The organism is Weissella paramesenteroides, assembly GCF_051903945.1.
GTDB lineage: Bacteria > Bacillota > Bacilli > Lactobacillales > Lactobacillaceae > Weissella > Weissella paramesenteroides_A.
Genome location: NZ_CP192268.1, coordinates 162,384 through 189,023, shown reverse-complemented (window position 1 = coordinate 189,023; position 26,640 = coordinate 162,384). Strand labels below are relative to the sequence as shown.

Here is a 26,640-nt window from a genome sequence, read left to right as displayed (position 1 = left end):
TGACCGTAGCAAAGCGAAGGACAGGAATGGCGTAAATTGCGTTACATTGAGGCTTCAGACTTTTGGAACGCGTTTATGCTATCAAGCTTACATGTTGATAATTGATACTATTATAGCAAGAAGAGATTGGAACATTTTCTTTTGTCCCAACCTCTTCCATACTAAAAATTTTTATGTTTTATTTCAAGAAATTTGGATCCAAAAATGCTGGATTTGGATACTTATAGAATCCTTCACCTGAAGCAGCTCCCGTCTTTCCTGCATCAATCATTGCCTTTAATGCCTTGGCAATTTCTGCAGCTTCTGCATCAGTTTCAGCTTGTGCCAACGATAGATTGTAAGGTGTATTTAGACCAACCACATCTAAAATCGCGAACGGACCTTGTGGTGCACCAGTAGCAATCATCCATGACTTGTCAATTGTTTCGGGATCAGCAACCCCATTGACCCAGAGCTTTTGCGCAGCATCTAGTAGGGGCACTAGCAATGAATTTAGGATATAACCATGTTGTTCCTTATACAAGCGGAATGGTACCATTCGAATGTCCTTAGCAAATTGAACAACTTCATCCAAGTACTTCCCCTCAGTTCCTGGATGACCCATAATCTCAGCATTATTATTCTTCCAAATTTGATTAGCAAAATGAATTGCTAAGAATTTTTCAGGTCGATCAACATATTCAGCAAACTGTGATGGCACAAATGTCGATGAATTTGTTGCAAAAATCGTCTTTTCAGGTGCTACTGATGACAATTCTTGATAGTAGCTCACCTTAATTTTGACACTCTCTGGAATGGCTTCAATGACTAAGTCTGCATCAGCAACCGCTTCTGCCAAGCTTGTACTGAATGACATATGATCAATTACTGATGCAGCTTTATCACCGTCATCATAAAATGCTTCATATTCAGGTACATAACTTGCGAGTAATTGCTTTACATGGTCTATGGCCTCATCGTTGATGTCATAAAGTGTGACATTAAACCCTGTAAATGCTGTTTGAAATGCAATTTGACTTCCTAAGACACCACCACCAGCGATAGTAACGTTCTTAATTGACATATAAAATCCCCCAATTTCATACTTACGGATAGATATATCCGACAACATTCAACATATACTAATTATATCACTCTTATCATTTTTACCCTGGTTTTGGTTTCGACACCATTGCATATTTAATCTGCTAAATATTGAAAACCACGAGCCAAATCTGCTAATAAGTCCACTTGATCTTCAACACCAACTGACAAACGAATCAATTCATCTTTAATACCATTTTGCAAACGAATGTCGCGAGGAATTGCGCCATGTGTCATAATTGCTGGTACTTCAATTAAACTTTCAAGAGCCCCTAGACTTTCAGCCAATGTAATGACGCGTAGTTGTTCAACAAATGCTTTCGCATTTAATCCCGGTTGTAATTCGAAAGAAATCATGGCACCAAAGCCATGCATTTGTTTCTTAGCAACTTCATAGTCCGGATTTTCCGGATCGCCTGGATAATAAATTTTGCTTACCATTGGCTGGCTATTTAAGTACTCAAAAATTGTCTGTGCATTCTTTAAGTGTGCCTGCATACGTAACGATAATGTTTTCATTCCTCGTTGTAGCAACCAACTTTCTTGTGGTGCTAAAATACCACCAATTGCATTTTGCAAATAGCCGATTTTTTGCCCCAAATCAGGATCTTTAGTTACTACCAAACCAGCAATGACATCGCTATGACCACCTAAATATTTCGAAGCACTATGCAACACAATATCAACACCTAGTTCAAGTGGGCGCTGGACATATGGAGATGCAAACGTATTGTCAATAATACTTAACACATGATACTGTTTTGCGATATCAGCAACTGCTGCAATGTCCGTCACACGTAGTAACGGATTAGTTGGCGTTTCCAGATAAATCGCCTTGGTCTGCGGCGTTATTGCGTGTTTAACAGCTTCTAAATCACGTGTATCAACGATGGTAAATGTCATACCAAAACGCTTTAATACCGCATCAATCAAACGAAATGTTCCCCCGTAAACATCGTTACCAACAATGAAGTGATCACCTGCTGAAAAAAGTGAAAACACTGTGTTAATAGCCGCCGATCCTGAAGCAAATGCAAAGCCAGCTGTACCACCCTCCAAATCAGCAATTAGTCTTTCAACTGCTTCACGTGTTGGATTCCCAGAACGTGAGTATTCATATTTACTCTCGCCAATTTTCTTTTGATGAAAAGTAGATGCCATATAAATCGGTATCGATGTTGCCCCAGTAAACTTATCTTCACTAATACCACCATGAATTAACTTTGTATCAAATTCCATTATTCTTACCCCTGTTTATTAATATCTCATTTTATCTAATAAAAAAGAGCGCGAAATTCTGATTTTCATCAGAGACTTCGCGCCCGCAGTTCAACCCCAGCCAAGTGGGTATCGAACTTCTTAAGGTGATTATTCCTCAAAAATTGCCCAATACTAATCGGCCGAACATCGCATTAAGCGCGTTGTTCGACAAAAACAAACCGTTAAATTCAGCATTGTTTGATTCATAATGACCCTCCACTAGATTTATTGACACCAGTGTACCTGTATCACGATACTACTGTCAAGCACTTAAAATAATGGTGCTAACGTATCAATAATTAATTTGATATTCAAAATAGTCAATACAATCGCAACTGTATAACCTGTCCACTTAGCCCAAGCATTGTTCTTAAATTCACCCATAAACTTTGCTGAAGATGTGAAGTAGATCAGTGGGAACATTGAAAATGGCAAGGCCACTGACAAGAAGACCTGTGAATAAACCAGTAGTTGATCTAATGCACCTTCAGTTGCCCCAAAGATAATCGTGAAGATGATAATAGGAACCAAAGCTAAACCACGAGTTACTAAACGTTGTAACCACATTGGCATCCGCAAAGTTGTATAACCTTCCATGATAATCTGTGCTGTCAAAGTTCCTGTGATTGTTGAATTTTGTCCTGATGCTAGCAAAGCAATGGCAAACAACATACTCAAAAATGGACTAGCAATCGCACCGACAATCTCGCGATTGTTAAGAGCATTGAACAAATCACCAAAGGCTTCTAAATCAGAACCATGACCGAAGAAAAGTGCCGCTCCAACAATCAACAACAGAGCATTAACAACAAAGGCACCTGTCAATTGAATGTTTGAATCCCAAGCCGTAAATTTCAATGCTTCCTTAATACTCTTCTTATCACGCTTTACTTGACGTGTTTGTGAAATTGATGAGTGTAAATAAAGGTTGTGTGGCATAACTGTGGCGCCGACAATCCCTAGCGCTAACATCAATTGACTATGATGCAACACTTCCTTGTGTGGTACTAAGTTGATTGCTGCTGCACCCATATCAGGCTTTGCCAAAATCGCCATGTACAAAAAGATTCCCAAAATAACCAGAATCAATGTGGCGACAATTGCCTCAATTTTACGGAAGCCTAGCTTCATTAATAATAGCAACAGCAATACATCTGCTGCGGTAATCAAAACACCCCACAACAGTGGTAAACCAAATAATAAATGAATGGCAATGGCTGCACCAATTACTTCAGCCATATCAGTTGCCATAATGGCCAACTCAGTCATGATCCAAAGCAACCACCCCACCGCTTTGTTCGTACTATCTCTAGTCATTTGCGCCAAATCTTTTTGCGCCACAATCCCTAACTTAGCAGCCATGTATTGCAACAGCATCGCAATTAAACTTGAAATCAAAACAACTGATAACAATAAGTAGTGGTATTGTGCACCACCGACAATTGACGTAATCCAATTTCCTGGATCCATGTAACCAACCGCAACAAGTGCTCCTGGTCCACTCCAAGCCATTAATTTACGTAAAAATCCACCTGTTGTTGGCACCTCAACAGAACCATTGATTTCAGCAAGGCTTTGATTATCTGATTCTGGTGTCGTCGTTCTCTCTACCATCAGTCCTTTTCTCCCATAATGTCTTGTTGGTAATGTCCTCTACCCTAGTATCTAATAAAGTTAATGAAATTCAAACCATTACCTATTATTTCATTCAAGGTAACCGCTTTCAAATAATTTTCTTAAGCGAATTGCAATAAGTTCTCTTAATCTTAAATTTCAGTCACATAAAAAAAATTCTATAAACCTAGCTTTTACTAAGTCTATAGAACCTAAAATATGCCGTCGATGGGGGTCGAACCCATACTCCCTTGCGGGAACTGGATTTTGAGTCCAGCGCGTCTGCCAATTCCGCCACAACGGCATGTAATAATTAAATAAGTCTAATAAGCGGTATAACCGAATGCCGTCGATGGGGGTCGAACCCATACTCCCTTGCGAGAACTGGATTTTGAGTCCAGCGCGTCTGCCAATTCCGCCACAACGGCATATTTAATTATTATTATATAAAAAGTGAATTATTCTCACTCTAAGGGCGGTAGATGGGGATCGAACCCACGCGTGCCGGAACCACAAACCGGTGTGTTAACCACTTCACCACTACCGCCATCATCAGATAAACAGGGGTAGAGGGAGTCGAACCCCCACCGACGGTTTTGGAGACCGTTGTTCTACCATTAAACTATACCCCTATTTTGAGATGGTTATTATTGATAATACGATGTATTATCAAATGGCGCGGGGCGGAATCGAACCGTCGACACTACGAGCTTCAATCGTATGCTCTACCAACTGAGCTACCGCGCCATTATAAACGGTCACAACGGGATTCGAACCCGTGATCTTTCGCGTGACAGGCGAACGTCATAACCAACTAGACCATGCGACCAATGGACGTTACAGGGATCGAACCTGTGACCCCCTGCTTGTAAGGCAGGTGCTCTCCCAGCTGAGCTAAACGTCCATTTTCTGTTGCTATAAACTCAACAACAGAAATTATTATACCGATATTTTTCAACCTTTGCAACCCTAAACCGCATATGATTTTAATTAAATATACTATCTAACATATTTTTAGATGAAAAGCTTATATATTTGAGAGAGTGTGACAACTACTTATGTCCTCTTTCCAACGAAATTTCTATAACTTAACACACAAATCAATTAGGTAATTGCAACTTTGCGTCATTTCCCCTATAATATGTAATCGTGGTGGTAATTATATTAATACATAACATACAAAATGGTAGTGTAGCCAAGTGGTAAGGCAACGGTCTGCAAAACCGTCATCACGGGTTCGATTCCCGCCACTACCTTATAGAAAAGGACAAATTGACAGTGTCGCGTCAATTTGTCCTTTTTGTTTTATCTATCATGAATTTAGCACTTGTTGCCAAATGGTTGCCATTTTTTCATCCGAAAATGCTTTGGCTTTATCATATGCTGCAACAGACATTTGCGTCCATTCATCATCATCAAGCAATAATTCCGTAACTTTTTGAGCCATCGTAAGATTTGAACCATCTGGTACAATGTAGCCATTAACACTATCTTCAATCAACGCATGCGCACCATATGGCACATCAAAACTAACACTTGGTACACCATAACTCATTGCTTCAACCAAATTCATCCCCAAGCCTTCACCAACCGATGTTTGTAAAATCACTTGGGCCTGTTGGTAAGCATTTTGCAAAGCTGGTTCTGACACATAACCACCAAAAGTAACCTGATCAGCAACATTTAACTTGGTTGCTAGATCTTGTAGCTCATGCATAATTTCTTGTGTTGCTGCATATCCGTAATAAGTCAATGTGGCATCTGGTACAGTTTTAACAACACGCGCTAAAACTCGTATTGCCTGTTCTGGACGCTTTTCAGGAGATAAACGACCAACATAAAGCAATTGATGCGGCTGACGCTCAGACAACGTGACACGCGGTTGTGCTAATGTTTTTTCGTCAACAACAACATCCGGGGCAACTTTAATATTTAGTTGCGGATAACGAGTCTGCAAATCTCTTTGCTGTGCCATCGTGGGTACCAAAATGGCTGTAAATGCTTGACCATATCGTTCTAAGACATTAAGATACGCCGGATATAATTTGCCTCGTACTGGATGTTTCGTATCATTGGTATGAATATCATGTAAATAGGCAAATTTGTGATTTGTTCCCTGAACACCAGCAATAACATGATCTAGGCCCCGTCGGTCTGAAATTAACGTTGTCTCTGATTGTTGACGAGTAATTTCGTTTAAAAAGAATAAGAATAGTTGTTCTTCTGTATTAAAACGATAATCATGACCTAAATAATTAATCAATTTATACATGCTTGGTAATAATTGACCATTTATATTCATGTGGGTAATCTCAAGAACTGATTCACCAGCCAAATTCAAAAATTTTTGCACTGCTAATTGACCATCTGGATGAAAGTAATCAACTGATGACTTAAAACCACGCCAATCAAAGTTTTCCCGCACCGTTAAGTTATCAGCGCGATCATAGTACAAAATATCATTAACTAATCCGACTGTCGCTGGCATCACATTTATTTTTGCCACGACACGACCAGCATCTTCAAGGGTTGAATAGTTTGGGCCATGACCAACAATATGGTACTTATCAAGTGGAATTTGTGCTAATAAACGCAGTGGCTGTTCTTGTCGTGGTACATCTGTTGTCCCTTGAAAATAATCATACATGTTTAATACTTCAGTCGCATGCAATCCGACAGTGTTCGCATCACGACTTAAAAAGCGATTATAGTCTCGCGTAACATAAGCTGCCTTACCCAACATACCTTGTTGCGTTATTCGATTAAAAAACTTCACACGTTGCGCTTGTGCATGTTCAGTTCCTGAATTATAGGCAAATATATTTTCACTAACAAAGTAATACATTATTGTTGTCCTCCCTGATAACCTGGCATTGCTGCAAGTTTCACTGGCCAACTTTCTTTAGCATCTGCCAATAATGATTGCCATGCTGCCCAAACAGATGCTTCTGAATATCGTTCTGCTGAGTCGTAGGCACCCGTCATATATTTATCAGCTAACTTCGGATCACGAAGCACTTGTAAAATCGCTTGAGCCAATGACTGATAATCACCATATGGCACAACTGAACCGTTAACACCATCTTCAACTATTTCATTTGGCCCATAATTAACATCATATGAAAACGCAATTAAACCATGCGAAATCGCCTCCATGATCGCCAAATTAAAACCTTCCATGCGCGAAGTCAAACCATACATCATAGCATTATTCTGAACCTGATCAATATCTGTTGTGTATCCTTTTAGGGAGACGACATCTGACAAATGATATTCTTCAACCACTTGTTCCACTTCACGACGTGCCTTGTAATTATCATTCGGATCGGGATAACCATATAAGTCTAAAGTGACTTGTGGAAATTCTTGATGCACGATGCCAACTGCGCGTACTAAATCGTCTAAATGCTTTTCCCAAGCAATCCGTGCAAAGACAACCATTTTACCGAATTGTCGTTCTGCAATTGGTACTCGTGGAGCACGCAACAGGCGTTCAGGTACAATGCCAACTGGAATGGTAAACAACTTTGTCTTCGGCTGAAAACGTGCTCGAACATCAGCCGTTTGCTTGTATGTAGCTGACACAACTGCATCATATCCATCAATGTTATTTAATGAGAACTCGTAATTGTTATTCAATAATGGTGCCGCCGGATTTTGTGCATCTGCGGTATGAGCATTATGCAAATGAAATACTGTATACGCTGGCTTTTTAAGATGCAGTAGTCCCCAGTCTCCTAAGTGTGCACGATCTGCAATGAAAACATTCGGCTGATCAAGTGACCAATAATCATCATTCAGGCAGTCAAAGAAATACTTCGTTAATTCTGCTAAAGTATCAAATTGGTAAACTTGGTCATTACGATCAATCAATCGCCATCCTGTTTTAATGATTTCACCACGCATAGTCTTTTTATGAAATGCTTCTATTACTGTACGACCAGATGGCGTTTGCCAAGTTTCAGTACCTATTTTATTATCTGGTGTATACCATTGTTGTAGCGAAATAAATCCTCGTGAATCATAATGGTCAACACGATAAAGATTATTAAAACCGTCAAACCACTCAACAGATTTCACTTGACGATCAGCGTCAACATTATAGTTCACACGTGCGACTAATTGTTCATTTGATTGCACTAAGTAACGTGACTTTTCTGCATCATCAGTCATTTTGATATTTAAAACACCAAACTCGATATCTTGTACTTGTACTTTTTTCGCTGCAATTTGCGTTGCCTCTTGAAAATAATCAAACATATTAATCAACTGATCGTCAGCAATGCCTGCATTATTAGCATTAATATGTGCATTCGGATCCCAATCACGTAAGACCACCATGACTGGTTCTTTATTTTTATTAAATAAATCCAATCGTTTCAATTCAGCATGCTCAATACCTGACTTTTGTTTCGGCATGGTTGCATTAATAAAAAAATTCATTTGTTTCGCCTTTCAGAAGTTGGGACAAAAGAAAATGTTCCAACCTTTTTTGCTAAAAATATCTTAATTAAAAGCATGTCAGTTTGATAGCATAAACGCGTTCCAAAAGTCTGAAGTCTCAATGTAACGTAACGCAATTTACGCCATGGGCGTCCTCTGCTAGGGCTAAAAATAGCGCAAACCACTTGTCACACCGGCTTCCAAACAACTTTTGTCTCGCTCTCCTTCATTTATTCATTACGCAAACTGTGACCACAATCGCACAATGGCTTGTGTACCAGCATCGGCTGACTTATTTTCATCTGCCAACTTGGAATAGAGCTGCTCAGCTAATGTTGTCATTGGTAGATCGAGCTGCATTTTTTGCGCCTCATCTAGTGCAATGCGTAAATCCTTAATAAAATGTTTCACATAAAATCCTGGGGCATAATCACCAGCCAAAATACGTGGCCCGTAGTTATCTAACGACCAATTTTGTGCAGCACCACCACCTAGCGTTTGCAAGACTTGTTCAACATCAAGATCCGCCGCCCGAGCATAACTCATAGTTTCCGCCATTCCTAACATTGTCCCCGCCACCATAATTTGATTAGCCATTTTTGCATGTTGGCCACGACCAGCACTACCAAATAATGTAGCGGCTTTTGAGATAACTTGGAAGATTGATTGCAACTCATCAAAGGCTGATTTTTCGCCACCAACCATGATTGTTAAGGTGCCATTTTTCGCGCCAGTATCCCCACCCGAAACAGGTGCATCCAGGACCGTTACCTGTTGCTTGACACCTGCTTTAGCAAGTTCTGTGGCCAAAGTGGGTGTTGAAGTTGTCATGTCGACAACGATTTGACCAGCATGGGCACCTGCAAAAATACCATTCTCACCATAAAATTGACTTTCAACATCTTTGGGATAGCCAACCATTATCATAACAACGTCTGCAACTTGAGCAATTTGACGTGGTGAATCTTGCCAAATTGCACCATGATCAATTACTGTTTGTGCATGTGCCTTCGTACGGTTATAAACATAGACTTCATAGTTTGCTTGCAATAAATTATTGATAATGCCACTTCCCATGACACCTGTACCGATAAAGCCAATTTTCATCTCAAACGCCCCCTGTTTGTTATATTGCTTCTATTTTACCTTGACTGACTTAAAAAATAAAAAGGCTATTACTAAAAATATTTATATACTATAAAAAAAGAGATTGGCACAAAAGAAAATGTTCCAACCCCTTTAACCCATAATATTTTAATTATAAGCATGTAAATTTTACAGCATAAACGCGTTCCAAAGGTCTGAAGCCTCAATGTAACGCAATTTACGCAATCCCTGTCATTCGCTTTGCTACGGCCAAAAATTACGCAAATCACGTTACATACCAGCTTCAAAACAACTTTTGTCTCGCTCTCAAAAAGTTAATCCGCAAATACAACTTGACCATTTTCAAAAGCAGCAATGCGTGCTAATGACTCAACATGAACACCTTGATCATCTAACATCGCGCGACCCTTTTGGAATGTCTTTTCAACGACAATACCGACACCAACTACTTCTGCTTGAGCAGCTTCAGCAATTTCCATCAAACCAGTCACTGCCTGTCCGTTTGCCAAGAAATCATCTATTAGAAGAACTCGCTCACCTTCGTGTAAGAAACGCTTATCGATCATCACGTGATTTGTTTCTTGCTTTGTAAATGAGTAAACATCAGCAACATATGATTCGGCTGATAACGTAATTGACTTCTTCTTACGTGCAAAAACCATCGGTACATGTAGTGCTAATGCTGCAAAAACAGCTGGTGCAATACCTGATGACTCAACAGTTAATACCTTATCTACCTTTTCATCAGCAAATAAGCGGGCAAATTCTTCACCCAAAGCTTGCATTAACTCAGGATCAACTTGATGGTTCAAGAAATTATCAACCTTTAATACGTCTTCACCTAAAACACGGCCGTCTTGCTTGATGCGATCTTCTAAAATTTTCATGTCTGCTAATTAACCTCTTTCTCACGTCCTGGTAGCAAAATGTTTAACAACACTGCTAACACTGACGTTATAACAACTGAATTTTGAATAACTAATTTTACTATCTCTGGTAAGTGTTGAAAAATTTGTGGATAAACCGTAACACCAATGGCTGCACCGATTGAAATTCCAGCAATCATCAAGTTTCGTTCAGCATTAAAATCAACTTGTTTCAGAATAGTAATCCCCTGCACACCGATTGTACCAAATAGAATAATCATTGCACCACCCAAAACAGATGATGGAATAATTGTTGCCAAGGCGCCAAACTTTGGTAACAAACCAATCAATAGCAAAATTAATACCGCATAATAGATTGGTTGGCGCGTCTTGACACCTGACAAACGTACAACACCAACATTTTGTGAGAATGTTGAATATGGGAAAGTATTAAACAAGCCTGACAAAATAACGGCCAATCCTTCAGCACGATATCCTTTAGCCATATCTTCATTCGTTAGTTTACGACCAGTTAAATCAGCTAGTGCGAAGTACACACCTGTTGATTCCATCATTGATGTCAAAGCAACAATCATCATCGTAATCATTGCTGACCAGTGGAAGGTTGGTGTTGCTAGGAAAAATGGCGTTGGCATATGGAACCAAGATGCCTCAGCAACTGGTTGCAACGATACCTGTCCTAATAGTCCCGCAAAAATTGTTCCAAGAATAATACCTAGTAAAATAGCAATGGACTTTATGAATCCCTTAGCAAAAATAGTAAATAATAAAATAATAAGAATGGTTACTAATCCAATTGATAGATTAGTTAAACTTCCAAAACTTTTCGCAGCAGTATCTCCGCCACCCCAATTTTGGAAACCTACTGGAATTAGAGTAAATCCGATAACTGTAATTAATGAGCCTGTCACAACTGGTGGGAAAAATTCACGCAGACGTGCGAACAAACCACTGATTAGAAAGACAAAAACACCTGCAGCAATCGTAGCACCATACATGGCACCAATACCTAATGTACTACCGATATTGATTAAGGGTGAAACTGTCTGTACAGCTGATCCAATCACAACCGGCATCGCAATTCCTGTATACCGTGTGCCTTTGATTTGGAATAACGTTCCAATCGCTGTCATAAAAATATCAGCTGAAATTAAATAAGCCATTTGTTGGGCATTAAAATGTAATGCTGCTCCAATTAACAATGGCACTAAAATACCACCAGAATACATTGCCAGAACATGTTGTAATCCTAAAATAAGATTACGTAATTTACCAAAACGTCCTGTCGATGTTCGTGTGCTCGACTCCATAACTAAACTCTCCTCCAATATAGAAACACACGTAACCACTATCCCTATAGATATTTGGCAATAAAAAAACACCCTAACACGCAAAAAGCATGCAGAATGGGTGCATCAAAATATCAAAACACTATCGGTAGTCCATCTCTTGGGAGAAGGGTAGGAACTCGTTGGCCATTCTCCAACAATTATACCGACAGTGATTACGTTTTAATTATTATGTACTTAAATATAACAGACATTCTACCATTTGAAAACAATAATATTCGTCATTAGCTGGTTTTTGCACATATCAAAGTTTGACAAAATAGACACTTCGTTTAGATTTCTTATATTTTATCAGTAAAAAGCATTGACAATGTGGGGGAATGTTTTATATTTTAGCGTGAGTGGAAATATATTGTGGGTTTCATTGTTGTCTAACAATTAAGGAGGATGCGTGTGAAAGAATTTAAGATTCAAAGTTTTGTGCTGATTTTAATCTCTTTTATTTTAGGTTTTAGTGAATTTATTATTATTGGTATCCTTGATGATTTATCAAGGGAGTTTTCGGTGAGTGTCGCCACAACGGGCTATCTAGTGACAATTTTCGCCTTGGTTTATGCTATAAGTACACCCATTATTACGTCTACCTTACGGAGTAACCTGTATCATGCCATGCTTGTTTTGGCGCTGGTCTTTACATTTGGGAATGCTCTAACAATCATAGCTCCAAATTATACGGTACTCGTCATTTCACGGATTATTGTCGCCATTGTTTCTGGGGCACTCGTGTCATTATCAATGACCTTTGCAACCGTTATTGCGCCTATGGCAAAACGAGCCTGGTTAGTCAGTTGGATTTTTTCTGGGTTTAGCGTCGCATCTGTTTTTGGTGTCCCCTTAGGAACATGGATCAGTACAACGTTCGGCTGGCGTTTGACTTTTATTACCATTACCCTACTAAGCATTATTACCGTATTATTAATTATCAAAACACTACCTCATAATTTGATGCAGAAGAAACAAGGACATATTCTGCAACAGTTTGTTATGTTTAGGGATCCGAGAATTTATCTAAGTGTTTTCATTCAAACATGTAGTTTAGCAGGTGTGTATGTTTTTTATACTTACCTACGACCAATTTTTTCAAAAACATTATCGTTTGATCCTGGTTTGATTACTATCTTACTAACCATTTTTGGTGTTATGTCTCTAATCAGTAACCAGGCTAGTGGTCGTATTGCTGATAACAAAGGGCTACGTTTGATGCCAGTACTTTACCTGATTGAATTTATCGTCCTCATCACCATGCCGATGCTTCTTGGTAATGTCTGGTTCGGCACTATTGATATTATGTTAGTTGGTGTCTTGATGTATCTTGTTAATTCACCCTTACAATTGCATATTATGGGCGTGGCTGAAAGTGATTATCCACACTCATTAGTATTAGCTTCTTCAATCAATTCAATTTTCTCAAATTTAGGTATCTCATTGGGATCCGCAGCTGGTGGTCTGGTTGTTTCAAACTTCGGCCTCAATAATGTTGGTATTGGTGGCGCAATTTTCACCGCATTTGCCTTAATTTCAACGATTATGTTAAATAAAGTCAACGCGACAAAGCAAACTGTTTATTAAGCATATTTTGAATTTACTAAGAATCACAAAAAGACGGCTACTCAATTGATTTGGGTAACCGTCTTTATTTTTTGTTAAAAGAAATAAGATAAATCTGAAGCGACTGATGGATAAGCATACAATTGCTTGGATACCGTCTCCTTCGTTAGGCCTTGGTTAATTGCTAAAGTTAGGTAGTTAATTAATTCATCAGCATGACTACTTAATACAGATGCACCAATAAGTTGCCCGTCATGATTCAAAACAGTTTTCACGCGTGCTGCAGGTTCACCTGTTCGATATGATGTGTACCAACTAGAAATGTCCAAATCATGCACGGTATAACCATCCTGGCTGGCTGTTTCAGTTGTCACACCTGTTTGTGCTAATTTTGGTGTACCGTATACAACGACTGGCACCGCCGGATAAGTAATAGGTTGTGACTGACCTAAAATTTCATTAGTTGCATGCTTCGATTCAAATGACGCAAGTGGTGTAATTTTAGGAACGGGTGAGTTAGCAACATCCCCGACTGCATAGATATGCGCATTGCTTGTACGTAAGTGCTGATCAACTAAAACACCCTTCTCTGAAAATTGTACATGTGCCTTATCTAAATCTAACGTATCATGATTACCAACACGACCAGCTGCTCGAACAATTAGTCCAGCCGACAATGTATTACCAAAACTTAGCGTTGCTTCTAATCCATTATCAGTTGATGTAATTTCAGTAACTTCCGTACCAAAATACATTTGTACACCACGATCATCTAGTTGATCCATCAAAGAATCAACCATGGTTTCATCGAATGATTTAAGCAATCGCTCACCACGAACAATCAAACTGACCTTTGCACCAGCTGCAGCAGCGATAGAAGCAAACTCAATCGCAACAAAACCACCACCAATGATGACAACTTCATCTGGTAATTCTGGTAAGCTTAAAAATTTTTCAGAGTCGATTGTTAATTCAGAACCCGGAAATGATAACTTTGCTGGGCGTTGTCCTACAGCAATAATCCAATCTGTTGCCGAGACCGTCACATCCCCTTGGCCATTCTGGTTAATTATTGCTGTTTGTTCATCGATAAATGTCGCTTCTCCAGCAATATGATCAATATCACTTGCCGTTAATGATTGCTCAGTCCCTGTCGAAATTCCCTTTGTATACTGATTCTTACGAGCCATTAAATCTGGCCAGTTAATATTAACTTGACCATCAATTCCTGAACCAGACAAAAATTCAGTTGATTCCTTCGCTTCAACCGCTCCCAATAAAATTTTCTTGGGATCACAACCATAATTTGGACATGTCCCACCCCAAAGGTATTTTTCAATGACGACAACTTGTTTACCCGCATCGTGTAATTGATGAGCAGCTGCTAATCCCGCAGGACCCGCACCAATAATTGCAACATCATACTGTTTTGTTTCACTCACTGGTTTCATACCATCCCTTCATAAAACATTATTCGATACTATTATCGCAAATTTTTATTAGATGTAGGGTAATAATGTTTGGGCAAAGTGTTCCAAGTCAACTTTATCTTGGTCAGTAAATCGATTAAACGTTATGGAATCAATATCAATCACGCCGATTTTTTCACCATTTTCTCGTGTTAATGGTACAACAATTTCCGCATTTGATGCTGAATCACAAGCAATATGCCCTGCATGTTGATGTACATCATCAACAACAATTGTTTCTTGACTTTCATACGCTTGTCCCACAACACCTGAACCTGGTTTAATGCGAACAACTGCTGGTTTTCCTAGGAATGGTCCTAAGATAAGTTCATCCTGTTCATGATCATATAAGTAAAATCCCGCCCAATTTACGGTAGCTAAGTTTTCATATAAAATCGCTGCAGCATTCGCCAAATTTGCTAGCGGAAATCCTTCAGATTCCTCACCTGTAATCCACGATGTCAATAACTGTGAAAGTAATGGTGTTGCTGTTGTTTGTTCTGTCATATCTTTATCCTCCAAATTAAAAAAGTCCCTAATAAGAACTCTTGTTCTTATTAGGGACGATGTCTCGTGTTACCACCCAATTTCATCTATCTGATACCAAATAGACCTCTGCCGTTTGATTAAAACTGGGAAGATAACGGTTCCTACCGTGATAACAGCTTTCACTGATCATCATTCTCAGAGTTCATCTTCATGTCACTTACCAAACACTTTTCCATCAGCCAAGTGCTTTCTATATTGGTCAAATAACATTACTCTTCTCATCATAGAATTTTAAAAATTCAATTGACAATATCATATAAAGTACCTGACTACTTGTCAATCATTTTATGAGAATTCTTTAATTTTATACAGACTGTGCTAGCCAATCCATTACTTGTTGTGGATTCAAACGCTCACCATTACCAATATGGTCAACTTGTTTGCCATCCTCAAAAAGAACAAAAGCAGGAATACCCATCAATCCTTGTTCTTGTGCAATGGCTAGGTTTGCATCACGGTCGGCATCAAACCAGTTAATGCCTGCAGAAGTGACACTTTTTTTAATATCTTTAACGAACGGCTTGATAGCTTTGCAGTCACCACACCAATCAGCTTGCAAGAACATCACTTGCTTACCAGGCTTTGCGATTTCTTGGCGAATTGTTTCATCATCATTTAACTCTGGTTGATAAAATTCCATGTTCATGCTCTCTTTCACTTATTTATAGTAAGAATATCAACTATCTATTCATTAGTCAATGATAGCTTCTTTGAGTATGAACGATTAACCCCTAATTCGCAACCAATTTAAATCACTAAACCTCACGCAACTGCAGGTCTTGTACTCGTGTTTGCCCAATAACACGTAGAAAACGGTAATAGAACCAAGCGAGCACCGCTGGAATCGCAACCCCGAAGACAATCAACAAAATCAACCCTTGCACATTATGTGCTGCCAACCAAAGTGGTGCAATCAATGAATTTAATCCCAATCCAGCCAAAGCATATGGTACTTTAAACCCAAATCCAACAACTGCAATCACTGCCGTCACCATCGCAATTGCTGCTGGACCAACTGCTAGAATCGGACGCTTTAGCAAATTAGCAAACTGTACCTTAGGCGTTACCAAGCCTTGCGCAATATTACCACCAATTGTGTTTTGGTTATATGACATGGCTGTGAATGAAACAAAGGCGACGGTCGTTCCAATCAGTGCCGCACCGGATGACATTGGATCCAACTGAACGGCGATTGCCAAAGCAGCTGATGAAGCCGGAGTCATCAAGAAAACGAACCAAGCAAATGAAACAACTAATGATCCAAGAACTGGATTAACTTGCATGGTATGTCCTAGTGCACCACTCACCCAATTTAGTGCTGGTGTTGTCACAGATGCCAATGCCAAACCAGCAATTGAACCAACCATAGTTACTGCAAATGGTACCAAAACCATATCCAATGGTGTCTTCCCAGTCATCCATTTTCCCAACATTGCTGCAATGACACCTGCTAACACAGCTGATACTGGTTGCCCTGACGTCATAATTTGTGAACCAGCAGCTTGTGTTGCAACCCAGCCAGTAGCTGTCATCGTATGAGTTGCGACACCCGATGTAAAGTAAACACTGTTCGCACCAACAGTAGAAGCAATCATTGTTGCCCCAATAACCAATGTTGACGTGCGCATCATCACCGCAATAGCCATCCCCAAAGCAGGTGCTAATAACTTCTGTGCAATATTCCCAACTTGTACCAGTGCGTCCCAATGAATGGTTGTACCAACTGTATTAACTAACAGGCCAATTCCTAAAAATACCAACACCGTATTTGAAACACCTTGTGAAACAAGGAAAACATAATCCTTGGTTGTCAATTTCTTTTCTTGCTCTTGTCCTTGCACCATAATACCTGCTCCTTTTTCTTTTGGGATTGAAGATACAAAAAACCGCTAGTTAGAAAAATCCTAACTAGCGGTTCACGAATAACAATCCAGTGATAAACTAGTCGGCCTCTTTTAAGGCCGACACAAATTGCACGACCCTTTTAGCTGATAATAATCAAGTCTAAAATTAAGCCGCGTAATAACGCATTGTTTGTGTTGTTCATCATTGTCTTTGTCATACGATTTATCTCCGTTTTTATTTGATGTTCTTTATTATGCACCTAAAAATTTGAATGTCAACACTTTATTTTAATCTTATTCTAATAATCTTTCTTTTAGCTCATTTAAAAAATGCTGCATACACTGACATAATCAACTTTCTTAATTTATTTTTTAAGTTTAGCGACTAAAATAACTCACCAATCATTACTTAAAAAATTGAACAAGGAGGTCCCTGCTTATGAGCGTGTTTGAACAACCAATTTTAGATGCCATTATCGTTTTCCCAATTATCTGCCTAATATTATATCTACCATTTATGTTTTATCAATATCGTAGATATGAGCGTGTGACGATTTGGCATACTATTATGACATTTAGCTTTATTTTCTACTTAACAAGCGCTTTTTTCGTCGTTAACCTACCGTTACCTTCTGAACGATATATCCAACATTTAATCGCTATTAACTACCCAACCATGAATCTTGACCCACTAAAGATAATTAAGTCATTTATTTCAAGTAATCCGATCATGCATGGCGGTAGTTTAGTTGCCGGTCTGCGTGATGCTACTGTTAGTCAAGTTGTTCTCAATATTTTTCTAACCGTTCCATTTGGTATTTATCTACGCTTTTACTACAAAAAATCATTTAAAACCACATTACTGCTCACTATCTTGCTAACCTCTTTCTTTGAAATAACTCAACTAACTGGCTTATATCATATCTATGCTCGTCCATATCGCTTATTCGATGTTGATGATTTAATTTTAAACACCCTAGGTGGTATGCTCGGTTGGATCTTTGTACCAATACTTGATAAATTAATTCCTTCCCGTGAGCGAATGGAACGTTTAGTTATCAGTAACAAAGATCGTATGACCTTTGTTCATCAGGTACTATCTTTTACACTCAATATCATATTGAACGTCCTTATTTGCATCTTGCTACATAGTATTTTCCCAAATCACTTAGCAACCATTAATTTTTTCGCCAATTTACTGATATGGGGAATGATACCTGCATTAACATCAAGTACGATTGGCCAGCGACTCATTAAAACGACAGTTGAAACAGTGCAACCAAAAAATTGGCGAATAATCCTACGTAATTTATCATTGATTAGCTGTATTAACTTTATACTACCAACATGGATGACCATGCTAGGACGAATTATTTAATAATGAAAACCCAAGCGTGGCACCAAAATTAATTTAGAATATGAATAAAGCGGGTGAGACAGAAATAATGTCTCACCCGCTTTGTGTTTACTTAATTTTTTATTCGAACAATTGCTTCTTTATGATAGTCTAAATATCATTTTCCAAAACCCAATGCTGCGGTTCTTTTTCAACAAAATCACCTTGTAAGCCTAACCGTTGTCCTTGATATGGTTCATAAGTAATTGGTGAATCAAGTTTGGTTGTTGGAACTGCAGACAACAAAGACTGCGTATATGGATGTAACGGATTTTGATAAACTGCCATTGTCGGACCACTTTCAACTATTCTTCCTTGAAACATCACCAAAATTCGGTCACTAATATAATTCACAACCGATAAATCATGGGCAATAAACAAGAAAGTCAAATCACGTTTAACACGTAATGATTTGAGCAAATTAATTATTTGCGCTTGAACTGAAACATCCAAAGCTGATACTGGTTCATCCAAACATAGAATACTAGGCTGAACCGCTAAAGCCCGGGCAATACCGATTCTCTGCCGTTGACCACCTGAAAATTCATGCGGATATCGATCGATAGCATTTTTCGGCAAACCAACTGCCTGCAACAAATCAATAACTTGTTTTTCACGATCAGCTTTATTATTAGCAAGTTTAAAATTATCAATTCCTTCAGCAATAATCTCACCAATTCGAAGTCGCGGATTTAAAGAATCAAAAGGGTTTTGAAAAACCATTTGAACTTGCCGTCGAAATTCCTCACGTTGTTTTGCATTAAAACGTGTCACATCCATTCCCTTATACTTAACTTCTCCACTCGTTGGTGATAATAAACGTGTTAAAACACGAGTCGTTGTTGTCTTGCCACTACCTGATTCACCAACAAGTCCTAAAATCTCACCCTGTTTAAGGGTAAATGAAATATCTTTAACAGCATCCCGTGCGTTTTTCTTTTTACCAAATGTTACCGTCAAATGCTGAACGTCAAATACTGTATCGTCAGTCATAAAACTTTCTCCCCTCAGTCATTTGTTCGAATTGCTGCCAACGTTCTTTGATTTCTACTGGTGGCTCATATGCTGGTGAACGATCATCCAATAACCACGTTTTAGCAAAGTGAGTTGAACTAATTTTAAAAAAAGTAGGTTCTTGATTAAAGTCAATGGCTAGTGCATACGGATTACGTGCAGCAAATGCATCCCCTTTTGGGGGAAAACGTAAATCTGGTGGATTTCCAGGTAAAGTAAATAATTGATCGTTTCCCACTTTATTTTCAGGTACTGCTTCCAACAACCCCCAAGTGTAAGGATGTTGCGGGTTATAAAAAATTTCTCGAGTTTTACCAATCTCTATAATTTTTCCAGCATACATAACTGCTACCCGATCGGCTAAGTTTGCCGCAACGGCCAGATTATGTGTAATAAAAATAACGGATAGGTTCAACTCTTTTTGCTGTTGTCTTAAGAGTTTTAAAATATTTGCTTGTGTCGTGACATCCAATGCAGTTGTTGGTTCATCAGCAATCAATATATCAGGCCGTGAAATCAATGCCATTGCAATCACTATTCTTTGCAGTTGTCCTCCTGAAAATTCATGTGGATACTTACGATAGGCAATTTTTGGCTCTGCAATCCCAACAGCAGATAGCTGCTCATAGACTTTCTTCTTTGCGTCACTTTTATTGATATGTTGATGGGCAATTGCTGCTTCCAAAATTTGGTTTCCCACTCGCATTGTCGGGTTTAAAGCACTTAGAGCATCTTGAGATATCAATCCAATTTGTCTGCCTCTAACTTGCTGTAACTCTTTTTTAGATAAACTCAAAATATCTCGATCAAATACCTGTAAACAATCTGCGCTGACTTGACTCTTCGCAGGTAACAAACCCATTAAGGTGTGCATTGCGATTGATTTACCAGAACCTGATTCACCAACAATAGCTAATGTTTCTCCTTGATACAAGTCAAAATCAATGCCACGAGTTGCGTAAAGAGGTTGCCCAGCAACATCCAGTGTAACTTGCAAATTTTTGACAGTAACTACTTTTTCATTCAAAATTTTACCCCTCCGCTAATAAACGATTTAAAAATTCTAGTACCATTAGCAGACAAAGGTTTAACCCCACAAGTCTAAGAAGATTAAACATGAAAGTCGATCCACTACGATGTAGCAATCGCTTAATTCGCTGACCACTTTTAAAAATTGGTTTTTTGTCACTAGTGTTAGTAAGCAAATATATTGCTAAAATCAGCAATAATAGTCCAAACGTTACGGAAAAGATGCTATTCATTGTCCAAATTAAATAAATGTATGAAATGTGATGATAGATTTTTAGACTCATAAATACTGCAATTAAACTCCCCAAAATAAGAGAGCTTATAAAAATCCCCATCGTCTTCACTTTTTTGTTTTCTTCAAGCAACTAAAATCAAGCTCCTTTCTAAACACTATAACGTGGATCAAGCGCATCACGAATACCATCACCAACAATATTAAAAGCTAATACAAGCAAAACCAAAATAACAATTGGAATATATAATTGATAAGGATGTTGCAACATCTGCTCTTGTCCGACTGAAATCAAAATACCTAGACTAGTATTTGGGGGTTGTAATCCTAACCCTAAGAAACTTAAACTAGCTTCAGCAAAAATATTATCTGGAATACTTCGTCCGATATCTAAAATTAAAATGCTCATCATATTTGGAACAAAATGTTTTAAAGTAATTTTCCATAAAGGCGTATTTAGCATCTTAGCTGCCGTCACATAATCCAAATTTTTCAACTGTTTAACTAATCCACGAGTTTGTCTAGCTGCTCCTGCCCACGAAGTGACAGCAAGGGCAAATAACATAGTGATCTCACCATTTCCCAAAATTGCCATTAAAATCATAGTGATCAAAAGGCTTGGAATTGAATTGAAAATTTCAATAATTCGTAACATGATGGCATCAGTTTTTCCACCAATAAAAGCCATGGTAACACCATAAATAGTACCAAAAACTATTGATAGTGCAGTACTTATAATTGCCACCATCAATGAAACTCTTACCCCCGCAGAAGCACGAACAAAAATATCCCTCCCTAAACGATCAGTCCCAAACAAGTGTGACAAACTCGGCGCTTGATTTTGTAATTCTGAATTGATTCTATTTGGATCATACCCGTAAACTGCTCCTCCAAAAATTGCAATCAAAACTATCAAACACAAAATGATTAGCCAAATCGTACTGATACGTTCACTAAAAAATTTTTTTGCAAACTGCCTACTAAAACTAACACTAGTCTTTGCATTATTTTCAGACTCCTCTTGGGAAAGAACTTTTCTTTGTGCAACAGTGACAAATCGAAATTCTGTTTCTACTGTTGCATTAATATCTTGGCTCATTGATTCATCCCCTCTATTCATCAAGTAATTTTATACGTGGATCAACTAACGTATAAAAAACATCCGTTACAAATAAGGACACAATATAAATCGTGGCTAAGAAGACTGTTTCACCTAAAATAATGGGAACATCCCGATTTGTTAATGCCTGGACGAAAAACTGCCCAATACCAGGAATCACAAAAATACTCTCAATAAAAACCGAACCAGTAATACCAAAAGCAATCGTTACCGGTAATGATGTAATCAAAGGAATAAATGCATTGCGAACCACATGATGCATAATGACCTTCCTACCTGAAATTCCCTTAGCATAAGCGGTCTGAATATAATTACTACTTAGAACATCTAACATAGAGTTCTTCAAAAGACGGGCGTATGCCGCGATATAGCTCATGCCTCCAGCGATAGTTGGCAATATTGTATACGACCAGCCGCCTAACCACATTTGAGAGCCTTCTGGCCATCCAATGATTGGAAAAAGCCCCAATTTGCCACCGAAAAAACTTTGTAGTAACAATCCCAATACCAGGCTAGGAACCGATATTAACAAAAGACTAACAACAGTTACTGAACGATCAATCCAGGTATTTTTATATACTGCGGCTAGGATTCCTAAAAGTAGTCCTAAAGGAATTCCTATGATCATTTGTTGCAACCCCAACCGCGCAGAGGCTGGCAACTTTTCTTTTAAAGCACCCGATAAAGTTTCACCTGGTGTCACGATTGATTCACCAAATTCACCATGTAGCATATTGTTAACCGTTATAACATAGCGTTCTAATACCGGCTTATCTAGGCCAGAATTTTTGTATACTTGGGCACGTGCTTCTTCTGGTAAACGATCAGTTTGCGCTGATAATGCATCACCCGGTATAGCAGCTAGTAAAAAAAACGTTGCAGTTGCAATCAGAAAAAGAGAAATTAGTAATTCTACTGCGCGCTTTGCAATCATTCTCAACAAGATTCTACTTCCCCTCTCCCGATATAATAATTATTTCTTATATGCATATACATAGTTATATGTTGGACCAAATACAGGCGTCTGCAATCCCTTCACAGATGAAGAGACAAACACCTTTGTTTTAGGTACGGTAGTGGGTGCGACACCAAAATCTTTAGATACCAAAATCTTTTCTAATTGTTCATAAATTTGAAGACGTTGCTTGGCATCTTTGGTGTTCTGCAATGTCGCAAACAACTTATCGTATTCATCACTCTTATAACCTCCAAAGAAACGCTGGAAGCCATTATTAGATGACCAGAGTGATAAGAATGTTTCCGGATCATTGTAATCACCATACCAACCATTTGAGAGTAGGTCATAATTTCCTTTATCTCGCTTAGAAACAAACGAAGCAGTATCCGATTGTGAACTTGCTTTCACTGTAATGCCTAATTCATCTTTAAATTCTTGCTTTAAATAAGATATTAAATCAGCATCCTCACTACTATCGTTTGTCGTCAAAAATACTAATTTTACTTTACTCAAATCAGTTGACTTTCCTAACTCTTTTAACCCTGCTTGGAATAGCTTCTTCAATTTAGTTGATGAGTTATATTCTTTTTCAGGCTGTGCCAAAATATTACCAGCTGACTTACGATAATTTGTCGTGCCGACAGTCACACTTCCAGGAATATATCCTTTTGCTGGTTGCTCTTGACCATCACTTAACACCTTATTATATTTTGTGCGATTAATTGCCAGACTGATTGCTTCACGAATCTTAGCATTTTTCAACAAGCCTTGCGTACCACCTGTTTTTTGATTAAATACTAATAAGTTGGTTCCAGATCCCAGCTGACTTTTGACATTCACTTTGCCACTCTTTGCTGCTTTTTTATAATTTAGAGCATCGGTACCAGAAGCAACAACTGAATCCAGCTGACCTGACTGTAGTAGTGAGGAAACTGTTGATGACTTTGCAGTCGTAATATACTTAACCTTATTAAGCTTAACCTGCTTGTTATTCCAAAACTTTTTATTTTTAGTTAGTACAATCTTATCGTCAGTCTTCCACTGCGTAATTTTGAATGCACCATTAGATACTTGATCTTTCCAATCCGTTTTCCATTTTTTATTTCCTTGCTTATTAATCAAATCTAAGCGAACCGGATAAAAGGCGACATTAGAATACTTTTTCAAAAAATTTTCAGTTGGATGAGCTAGTGTAATCTTAAATGTTTTCTTGTCGGGTGCAGAAACACCTACTGATGAAGCCGGTTCTTTCCCCGTATTGTATGCCTCGGCATTTTTAATATCATACCCAAGCGTGGCATAGGCAAACCCATTTTTTGGATTCAACTCTCGTAAAGCTGAGTCAACATAATTTTGAGCAACTACAGATTTACCATCCGACCACTTAGAATTGCGTAAATGGAACGTATACGTCAGCCCATCCTTAGAAATTTCATATGACTTAGCCCCTGCCAATTCAAGTTTATCCTTACCATTCTTTGAATTAATACGAAAAAGGCCTTCTTGCGTAGCGTTTAAGATATCAAATTCATTGGCATTACGAACGTCATTGACGTCGACTGTTGTTGGGTCTGATTTTTCAACTAAATTTAGTGTTTTTTTAGCTGAATCAGCACTGACATTCTGCACACCACCACCTATAAACTCTACCGTTGGAAATATAATTGCAGTAACTAGTAATAAATTTTTCACATTATGATTAATTCTCATCTTAATTTCCCCTCCTCATCATATGTATTGCCACGTATAATCACGGTATTTTTAACGACGTATACGACAATAAAAAAATCCTTACTCAATATGAGTAAGGACGAAAATTTCGTGGTACCACCTTTATTTATGATCCAAAGATCACCTCAAAAGTTCAGACTAATCAGTCTTAACATCGGATAATAACGGATCCTACCGTAAGTGTCGCTTGCACGCACTTATTACTACGAGTTCATCTTCACTATGCCTCAGGTTAGCTTTTTTCACCAAACAAGCTTCTCTGTACACCTTAATCACAGTTACTCTTCTCGATTTTTGCAATTTCATTTAAATTCATAACATAAAGGATATAATTAAAACCAAAATATATACAACCATTGAATTAATAGCGACATTAAAAATACCTTAATTGGTATTATATATTCTTTATTAGAAAAATCAAATTTATTTTTAATGTTATTTACATTTATCACAAAAATAAATCCCTCTGAAGTGGTAAAAACACCATTCCAGAGGGATTACAGACAACCTCAACTAATTAAGATTAATTTTTTACACATTAACTTTCTATAAACAAACAAGCGTCAGCAAACTACTTCACAACAGCAACAGACCACTTCTTCTTACCACGCTTAACAATCACATATTTACCATCATACTTATCAGCAGGATCAATAACTGCATCTTCATCTTTGATTTGTACACCATTAACACGAACTGCACCATCCTTAACCGAGCGACGGGCAGCTGTCTTTGATTTCTCTAAGCCGGCTGCGACCACTAAGTCTAACAAGCCGATTTTATCATTTTCAATCTCAAACGTTGGCACATTTCCTGCCAAGACAGCAACTTCATCTGTTGACAAAGATGCCACATCAGCATTACCAAACAAAACGTTTGTCATAATTTCTGCAGTATGCATTGCTTCTTCACCATGTACAAATGTGGTTACTTCCTGAGCCAAACGACGTTGTGCATGACGGGCAGCAGCGTTTTCTGATAATTCGGCTACTAAGTCGTTAATTTCATCCTGTGATAAGAAGGTAAAGTACTTTAACATCTTTTCAACGTCAGCATCAGCTGTATTTAGCCAGAACTGGTAAAACTCAAACGGTGTGGTCTTTTCAGGATCTAACCATACTGAACCACCTTCAGTCTTACCAAACTTGGTACCATCAGCCTTTAACAATAATGGAACCGTTAAGCCAAACGCAGGTGCCTCACTATCAACAAGCTTGTGAATCAAGTCAACCCCGTTAGTAATGTTTCCCCACTGGTCTGAACCACCAATTTGTAGGCGTACATGTTCACGCTTGTATAACTCGAAAAAGTCAATCGCTTGCAAAATCTGGTAAGTAAATTCTGTAAATGAAATACCTGCCTCTAGTCGTGAAGCCACAACATCCTTTGCCAACATTGTATTCACAGAAAATAGTTTACCGTAATCACGAAGCATCCCCAGCAATGACATTTTGCCTAACCAATCGTAGTTATTAACAATTGTAAATTCATTTTCACCAAATAGTTTAACCATTTGTGCGCGAATTTTTTCAACGTTAGCTGCCACATCTTCTTGCGACAATAATTTACGCTCTGATTTCTTTCCTGAAGGATCACCAATTGAACCAGTTCCACCACCGACAACAATGACCGGTTTGTGACCAACTAATTGAAATCTCTTTAGAATCATAAAGGGAATCAAGTGTCCAATATGCATTGAATCACCAGTTGGATCAATCCCCACATAAAGACCAATTGACTCCTGACTGATTAATTGACGTAACCCATCTTCGTCAGTAACTTGGTTAATTGCACCACGCCAAGCTAATTCATTTAAAATATCTGCTGCCATTTGCTATTCCTCCAATTTGTTTATGTATGTATCGTTAAAAATAATGGATTAAATCAAAAAGCGCCCTAACCAAGAATTTAATCCTGCTTAGGGCGCTGTTAAACGCGGTACCACCTAAATTGCCACTCCTATGTGACCACTTATATCCTCGTAACGTGAGGCCCTCGCTCATGCAT

At 38.4% G+C, this 26,640-nt stretch carries 19 protein-coding genes, 8 tRNA genes, 1 pseudogene, 1 riboswitch and 2 other annotated features; of the genes and pseudogenes, 3 read left to right on the top strand and 25 right to left on the bottom strand.

The genetic code is table 11. The features are described 5' to 3' along the window. Positions 1–178 precede the first annotated feature (178 nt). The 10 genes from ACQ4QH_RS00935 to ACQ4QH_RS00890 form a co-directional block, all read right to left on the bottom strand. The gene (locus tag ACQ4QH_RS00935; RefSeq protein ID WP_439818932.1) at positions 179–1,063 is read right to left on the bottom strand and encodes a 3-hydroxyacyl-CoA dehydrogenase; all 885 of its coding nucleotides are present in this window, start codon (positions 1,061–1,063) and stop codon (positions 179–181) included. 116 nt (positions 1,064–1,179) lie between these two features. Next, the gene (locus ACQ4QH_RS00930) at positions 1,180–2,322 is read right to left on the bottom strand and encodes a trans-sulfuration enzyme family protein (protein WP_439818931.1); all 1,143 of its coding nucleotides are present in this window, start codon (positions 2,320–2,322) and stop codon (positions 1,180–1,182) included. A gap of 291 nt (positions 2,323–2,613) precedes the next feature. Continuing rightward, a complete protein-coding gene (locus ACQ4QH_RS00925; RefSeq protein ID WP_439818930.1) occupies positions 2,614–3,957 on the bottom strand; it encodes an Nramp family divalent metal transporter in 1,344 nt (447 codons plus the stop codon). A gap of 220 nt (positions 3,958–4,177) precedes the next feature. Continuing rightward, positions 4,178–4,261, bottom strand: a tRNA-Leu gene (locus tag ACQ4QH_RS00920). Positions 4,262–4,301: 40 nt separating this feature from the next. After that, positions 4,302–4,385: transfer RNA gene (locus tag ACQ4QH_RS00915), tRNA-Leu, on the bottom strand. A gap of 46 nt (positions 4,386–4,431) precedes the next feature. Then, positions 4,432–4,504, bottom strand: a tRNA-His gene (locus ACQ4QH_RS00910). Positions 4,505–4,518: 14 nt separating this feature from the next. Next, positions 4,519–4,589: transfer RNA gene (locus ACQ4QH_RS00905), tRNA-Trp, on the bottom strand. Positions 4,590–4,631: 42 nt separating this feature from the next. Next, positions 4,632–4,704, bottom strand: a tRNA-Phe gene (locus ACQ4QH_RS00900). A gap of 8 nt (positions 4,705–4,712) precedes the next feature. Further along, positions 4,713–4,786: transfer RNA gene (locus tag ACQ4QH_RS00895), tRNA-Asp, on the bottom strand. A gap of 2 nt (positions 4,787–4,788) precedes the next feature. Continuing rightward, positions 4,789–4,861: transfer RNA gene (locus ACQ4QH_RS00890), tRNA-Val, on the bottom strand. 281 nt (positions 4,862–5,142) lie between these two features. On the opposite strand from ACQ4QH_RS00890, the gene ACQ4QH_RS00885 reads away from it, so the two are divergent. Then, positions 5,143–5,213, top strand: a tRNA-Cys gene (locus ACQ4QH_RS00885). 56 nt (positions 5,214–5,269) lie between these two features. On the opposite strand, the gene ACQ4QH_RS00880 is transcribed toward ACQ4QH_RS00885, so the two are convergent. The 5 genes and pseudogenes from ACQ4QH_RS00880 to ACQ4QH_RS00860 all read right to left on the bottom strand — a co-directional run bounded on the left by ACQ4QH_RS00880 (position 5,270) and on the right by ACQ4QH_RS00860 (position 11,704). Then, positions 5,270–6,802, bottom strand: a complete 1,533-nt coding sequence (locus ACQ4QH_RS00880; protein ID WP_439818929.1) for a glycosyltransferase — start codon at positions 6,800–6,802, stop codon at positions 5,270–5,272. Next, positions 6,802–8,400, bottom strand: coding sequence for a glycosyltransferase (locus tag ACQ4QH_RS00875; protein ID WP_439818928.1), 1,599 nt, complete (start codon positions 8,398–8,400; stop codon positions 6,802–6,804). Before ACQ4QH_RS00875 ends, ACQ4QH_RS00880 begins: the two co-directional genes overlap by 1 nt. Positions 8,401–8,637: 237 nt before the next feature. Then, a pseudogene (locus ACQ4QH_RS00870) lies at positions 8,638–9,510 on the bottom strand (NAD(P)-dependent oxidoreductase); the annotation flags it as partial. A 311-nt stretch (positions 9,511–9,821) separates the two neighbouring features. Continuing rightward, positions 9,822–10,394, bottom strand: coding sequence for a xanthine phosphoribosyltransferase (locus ACQ4QH_RS00865; protein ID WP_150191619.1), 573 nt, complete (start codon positions 10,392–10,394; stop codon positions 9,822–9,824). A 5-nt stretch (positions 10,395–10,399) separates the two neighbouring features. Next, a complete protein-coding gene (locus ACQ4QH_RS00860) occupies positions 10,400–11,704 on the bottom strand; it encodes a nucleobase:cation symporter-2 family protein (RefSeq protein ID WP_439818927.1) in 1,305 nt (434 codons plus the stop codon). A gap of 108 nt (positions 11,705–11,812) precedes the next feature. Then, a riboswitch (purine riboswitch) is annotated at positions 11,813–11,911 on the bottom strand. A 225-nt stretch (positions 11,912–12,136) separates the two neighbouring features. Here ACQ4QH_RS00860 and ACQ4QH_RS00855 point away from each other — a divergent pair. Continuing rightward, positions 12,137–13,312 (top strand): MFS transporter, encoded by a 1,176-nt coding sequence (locus ACQ4QH_RS00855; RefSeq protein ID WP_439818926.1) that lies wholly within the window; start codon positions 12,137–12,139, stop codon positions 13,310–13,312. Positions 13,313–13,386: 74 nt separating this feature from the next. Here ACQ4QH_RS00855 and ACQ4QH_RS00850 read toward each other — a convergent pair whose 3' ends face one another. The 4 genes from ACQ4QH_RS00850 to ACQ4QH_RS00835 form a co-directional block, all read right to left on the bottom strand. Next, complete coding sequence (locus ACQ4QH_RS00850) at positions 13,387–14,742, bottom strand: dihydrolipoyl dehydrogenase family protein (RefSeq protein WP_439818925.1); 1,356 nt, start codon at positions 14,740–14,742, stop codon at positions 13,387–13,389. Between the two features lie 48 nt (positions 14,743–14,790). After that, a complete protein-coding gene (locus ACQ4QH_RS00845) occupies positions 14,791–15,267 on the bottom strand; it encodes a GAF domain-containing protein (RefSeq protein ID WP_439818924.1) in 477 nt (158 codons plus the stop codon). 49 nt (positions 15,268–15,316) lie between these two features. Beyond that, positions 15,317–15,543: a binding site (T-box leader), on the bottom strand. A 70-nt stretch (positions 15,544–15,613) separates the two neighbouring features. Then, positions 15,614–15,949, bottom strand: coding sequence for a thioredoxin family protein (locus ACQ4QH_RS00840; RefSeq protein ID WP_040761032.1), 336 nt, complete (start codon positions 15,947–15,949; stop codon positions 15,614–15,616). 115 nt (positions 15,950–16,064) lie between these two features. Beyond that, positions 16,065–17,153 carry a PTS transporter subunit IIC gene (locus tag ACQ4QH_RS00835; RefSeq protein ID WP_439818923.1) on the bottom strand — a complete coding sequence of 363 codons (1,089 nt, stop codon included), beginning with the start codon at positions 17,151–17,153 and terminating at the stop codon, positions 16,065–16,067. 439 nt (positions 17,154–17,592) lie between these two features. Between ACQ4QH_RS00835 and ACQ4QH_RS00830 the strand changes: the two genes are divergently transcribed. Next, complete coding sequence (locus ACQ4QH_RS00830; protein ID WP_439818922.1) at positions 17,593–18,531, top strand: VanZ family protein; 939 nt, start codon at positions 17,593–17,595, stop codon at positions 18,529–18,531. 129 nt (positions 18,532–18,660) lie between these two features. Here ACQ4QH_RS00830 and ACQ4QH_RS00825 read toward each other — a convergent pair whose 3' ends face one another. From ACQ4QH_RS00825 to tyrS, 6 genes are all read right to left on the bottom strand, one after another. Next, entirely contained in the window at positions 18,661–19,542 is an 882-nt protein-coding gene (locus ACQ4QH_RS00825; RefSeq protein ID WP_439818921.1) for an ATP-binding cassette domain-containing protein, read from the bottom strand. After that, the gene (locus ACQ4QH_RS00820; RefSeq protein ID WP_439818920.1) at positions 19,535–20,590 is read right to left on the bottom strand and encodes an ABC transporter ATP-binding protein; all 1,056 of its coding nucleotides are present in this window, start codon (positions 20,588–20,590) and stop codon (positions 19,535–19,537) included. Before ACQ4QH_RS00820 ends, ACQ4QH_RS00825 begins: the two co-directional genes overlap by 8 nt. Before the next feature lie 385 nt (positions 20,591–20,975). After that, positions 20,976–21,923, bottom strand: coding sequence for an ABC transporter permease (locus ACQ4QH_RS00815; protein WP_439818919.1), 948 nt, complete (start codon positions 21,921–21,923; stop codon positions 20,976–20,978). A 13-nt stretch (positions 21,924–21,936) separates the two neighbouring features. Continuing rightward, positions 21,937–22,878: an ABC transporter permease gene (locus ACQ4QH_RS00810; RefSeq protein ID WP_439819490.1), complete on the bottom strand. Its 942-nt coding sequence runs from the start codon at positions 22,876–22,878 to the stop codon at positions 21,937–21,939. 39 nt (positions 22,879–22,917) lie between these two features. Next, positions 22,918–24,612 carry a peptide ABC transporter substrate-binding protein gene (locus ACQ4QH_RS00805; RefSeq protein ID WP_439818918.1) on the bottom strand — a complete coding sequence of 565 codons (1,695 nt, stop codon included), beginning with the start codon at positions 24,610–24,612 and terminating at the stop codon, positions 22,918–22,920. A 93-nt stretch (positions 24,613–24,705) separates the two neighbouring features. Then, positions 24,706–24,937, bottom strand: a binding site (T-box leader). 267 nt (positions 24,938–25,204) lie between these two features. Next, entirely contained in the window at positions 25,205–26,464 is a 1,260-nt protein-coding gene (gene tyrS / locus ACQ4QH_RS00800; protein ID WP_439818917.1) for a tyrosine--tRNA ligase, read from the bottom strand. Positions 26,465–26,640 lie beyond the last annotated feature (176 nt).

Excerpts from the sequence above, each read along its gene's own strand:
- ACQ4QH_RS00935 (WP_439818932.1), bottom strand. The coding sequence starts at position 1,063 with ATGTCAATTAAGAACGTTACTATCGCTGGTGGTGGTGTCTTAGGAAGT.
- ACQ4QH_RS00930 (WP_439818931.1), bottom strand. The coding sequence starts at position 2,322 with ATGGAATTTGATACAAAGTTAATTCATGGTGGTATTAGTGAAGATAAG.
- ACQ4QH_RS00925 (WP_439818930.1), bottom strand. The coding sequence starts at position 3,957 with ATGGTAGAGAGAACGACGACACCAGAATCAGATAATCAAAGCCTTGCT.
- ACQ4QH_RS00880 (WP_439818929.1), bottom strand. The coding sequence starts at position 6,802 with ATGTATTACTTTGTTAGTGAAAATATATTTGCCTATAATTCAGGAACT.
- ACQ4QH_RS00875 (WP_439818928.1), bottom strand. The coding sequence starts at position 8,400 with ATGAATTTTTTTATTAATGCAACCATGCCGAAACAAAAGTCAGGTATT.
- ACQ4QH_RS00865 (WP_150191619.1), bottom strand. The coding sequence starts at position 10,394 with ATGAAAATTTTAGAAGATCGCATCAAGCAAGACGGCCGTGTTTTAGGT.
- ACQ4QH_RS00860 (WP_439818927.1), bottom strand. The coding sequence starts at position 11,704 with ATGGAGTCGAGCACACGAACATCGACAGGACGTTTTGGTAAATTACGT.
- ACQ4QH_RS00850 (WP_439818925.1), bottom strand. The coding sequence starts at position 14,742 with ATGAAACCAGTGAGTGAAACAAAACAGTATGATGTTGCAATTATTGGT.
- ACQ4QH_RS00845 (WP_439818924.1), bottom strand. The coding sequence starts at position 15,267 with ATGACAGAACAAACAACAGCAACACCATTACTTTCACAGTTATTGACA.
- ACQ4QH_RS00840 (WP_040761032.1), bottom strand. The coding sequence starts at position 15,949 with ATGGAATTTTATCAACCAGAGTTAAATGATGATGAAACAATTCGCCAA.
- ACQ4QH_RS00835 (WP_439818923.1), bottom strand. The coding sequence starts at position 17,153 with ATGGTGCAAGGACAAGAGCAAGAAAAGAAATTGACAACCAAGGATTAT.
- ACQ4QH_RS00830 (WP_439818922.1), top strand. The coding sequence starts at position 17,593 with ATGAGCGTGTTTGAACAACCAATTTTAGATGCCATTATCGTTTTCCCA.
- ACQ4QH_RS00825 (WP_439818921.1), bottom strand. The coding sequence starts at position 19,542 with ATGACTGACGATACAGTATTTGACGTTCAGCATTTGACGGTAACATTT.
- ACQ4QH_RS00815 (WP_439818919.1), bottom strand. The coding sequence starts at position 21,923 with ATGAGCCAAGATATTAATGCAACAGTAGAAACAGAATTTCGATTTGTC.
- ACQ4QH_RS00810 (WP_439819490.1), bottom strand. The coding sequence starts at position 22,878 with ATGATTGCAAAGCGCGCAGTAGAATTACTAATTTCTCTTTTTCTGATT.
- ACQ4QH_RS00805 (WP_439818918.1), bottom strand. The coding sequence starts at position 24,612 with ATGAGAATTAATCATAATGTGAAAAATTTATTACTAGTTACTGCAATT.
- tyrS (WP_439818917.1), bottom strand. The coding sequence starts at position 26,464 with ATGGCAGCAGATATTTTAAATGAATTAGCTTGGCGTGGTGCAATTAAC.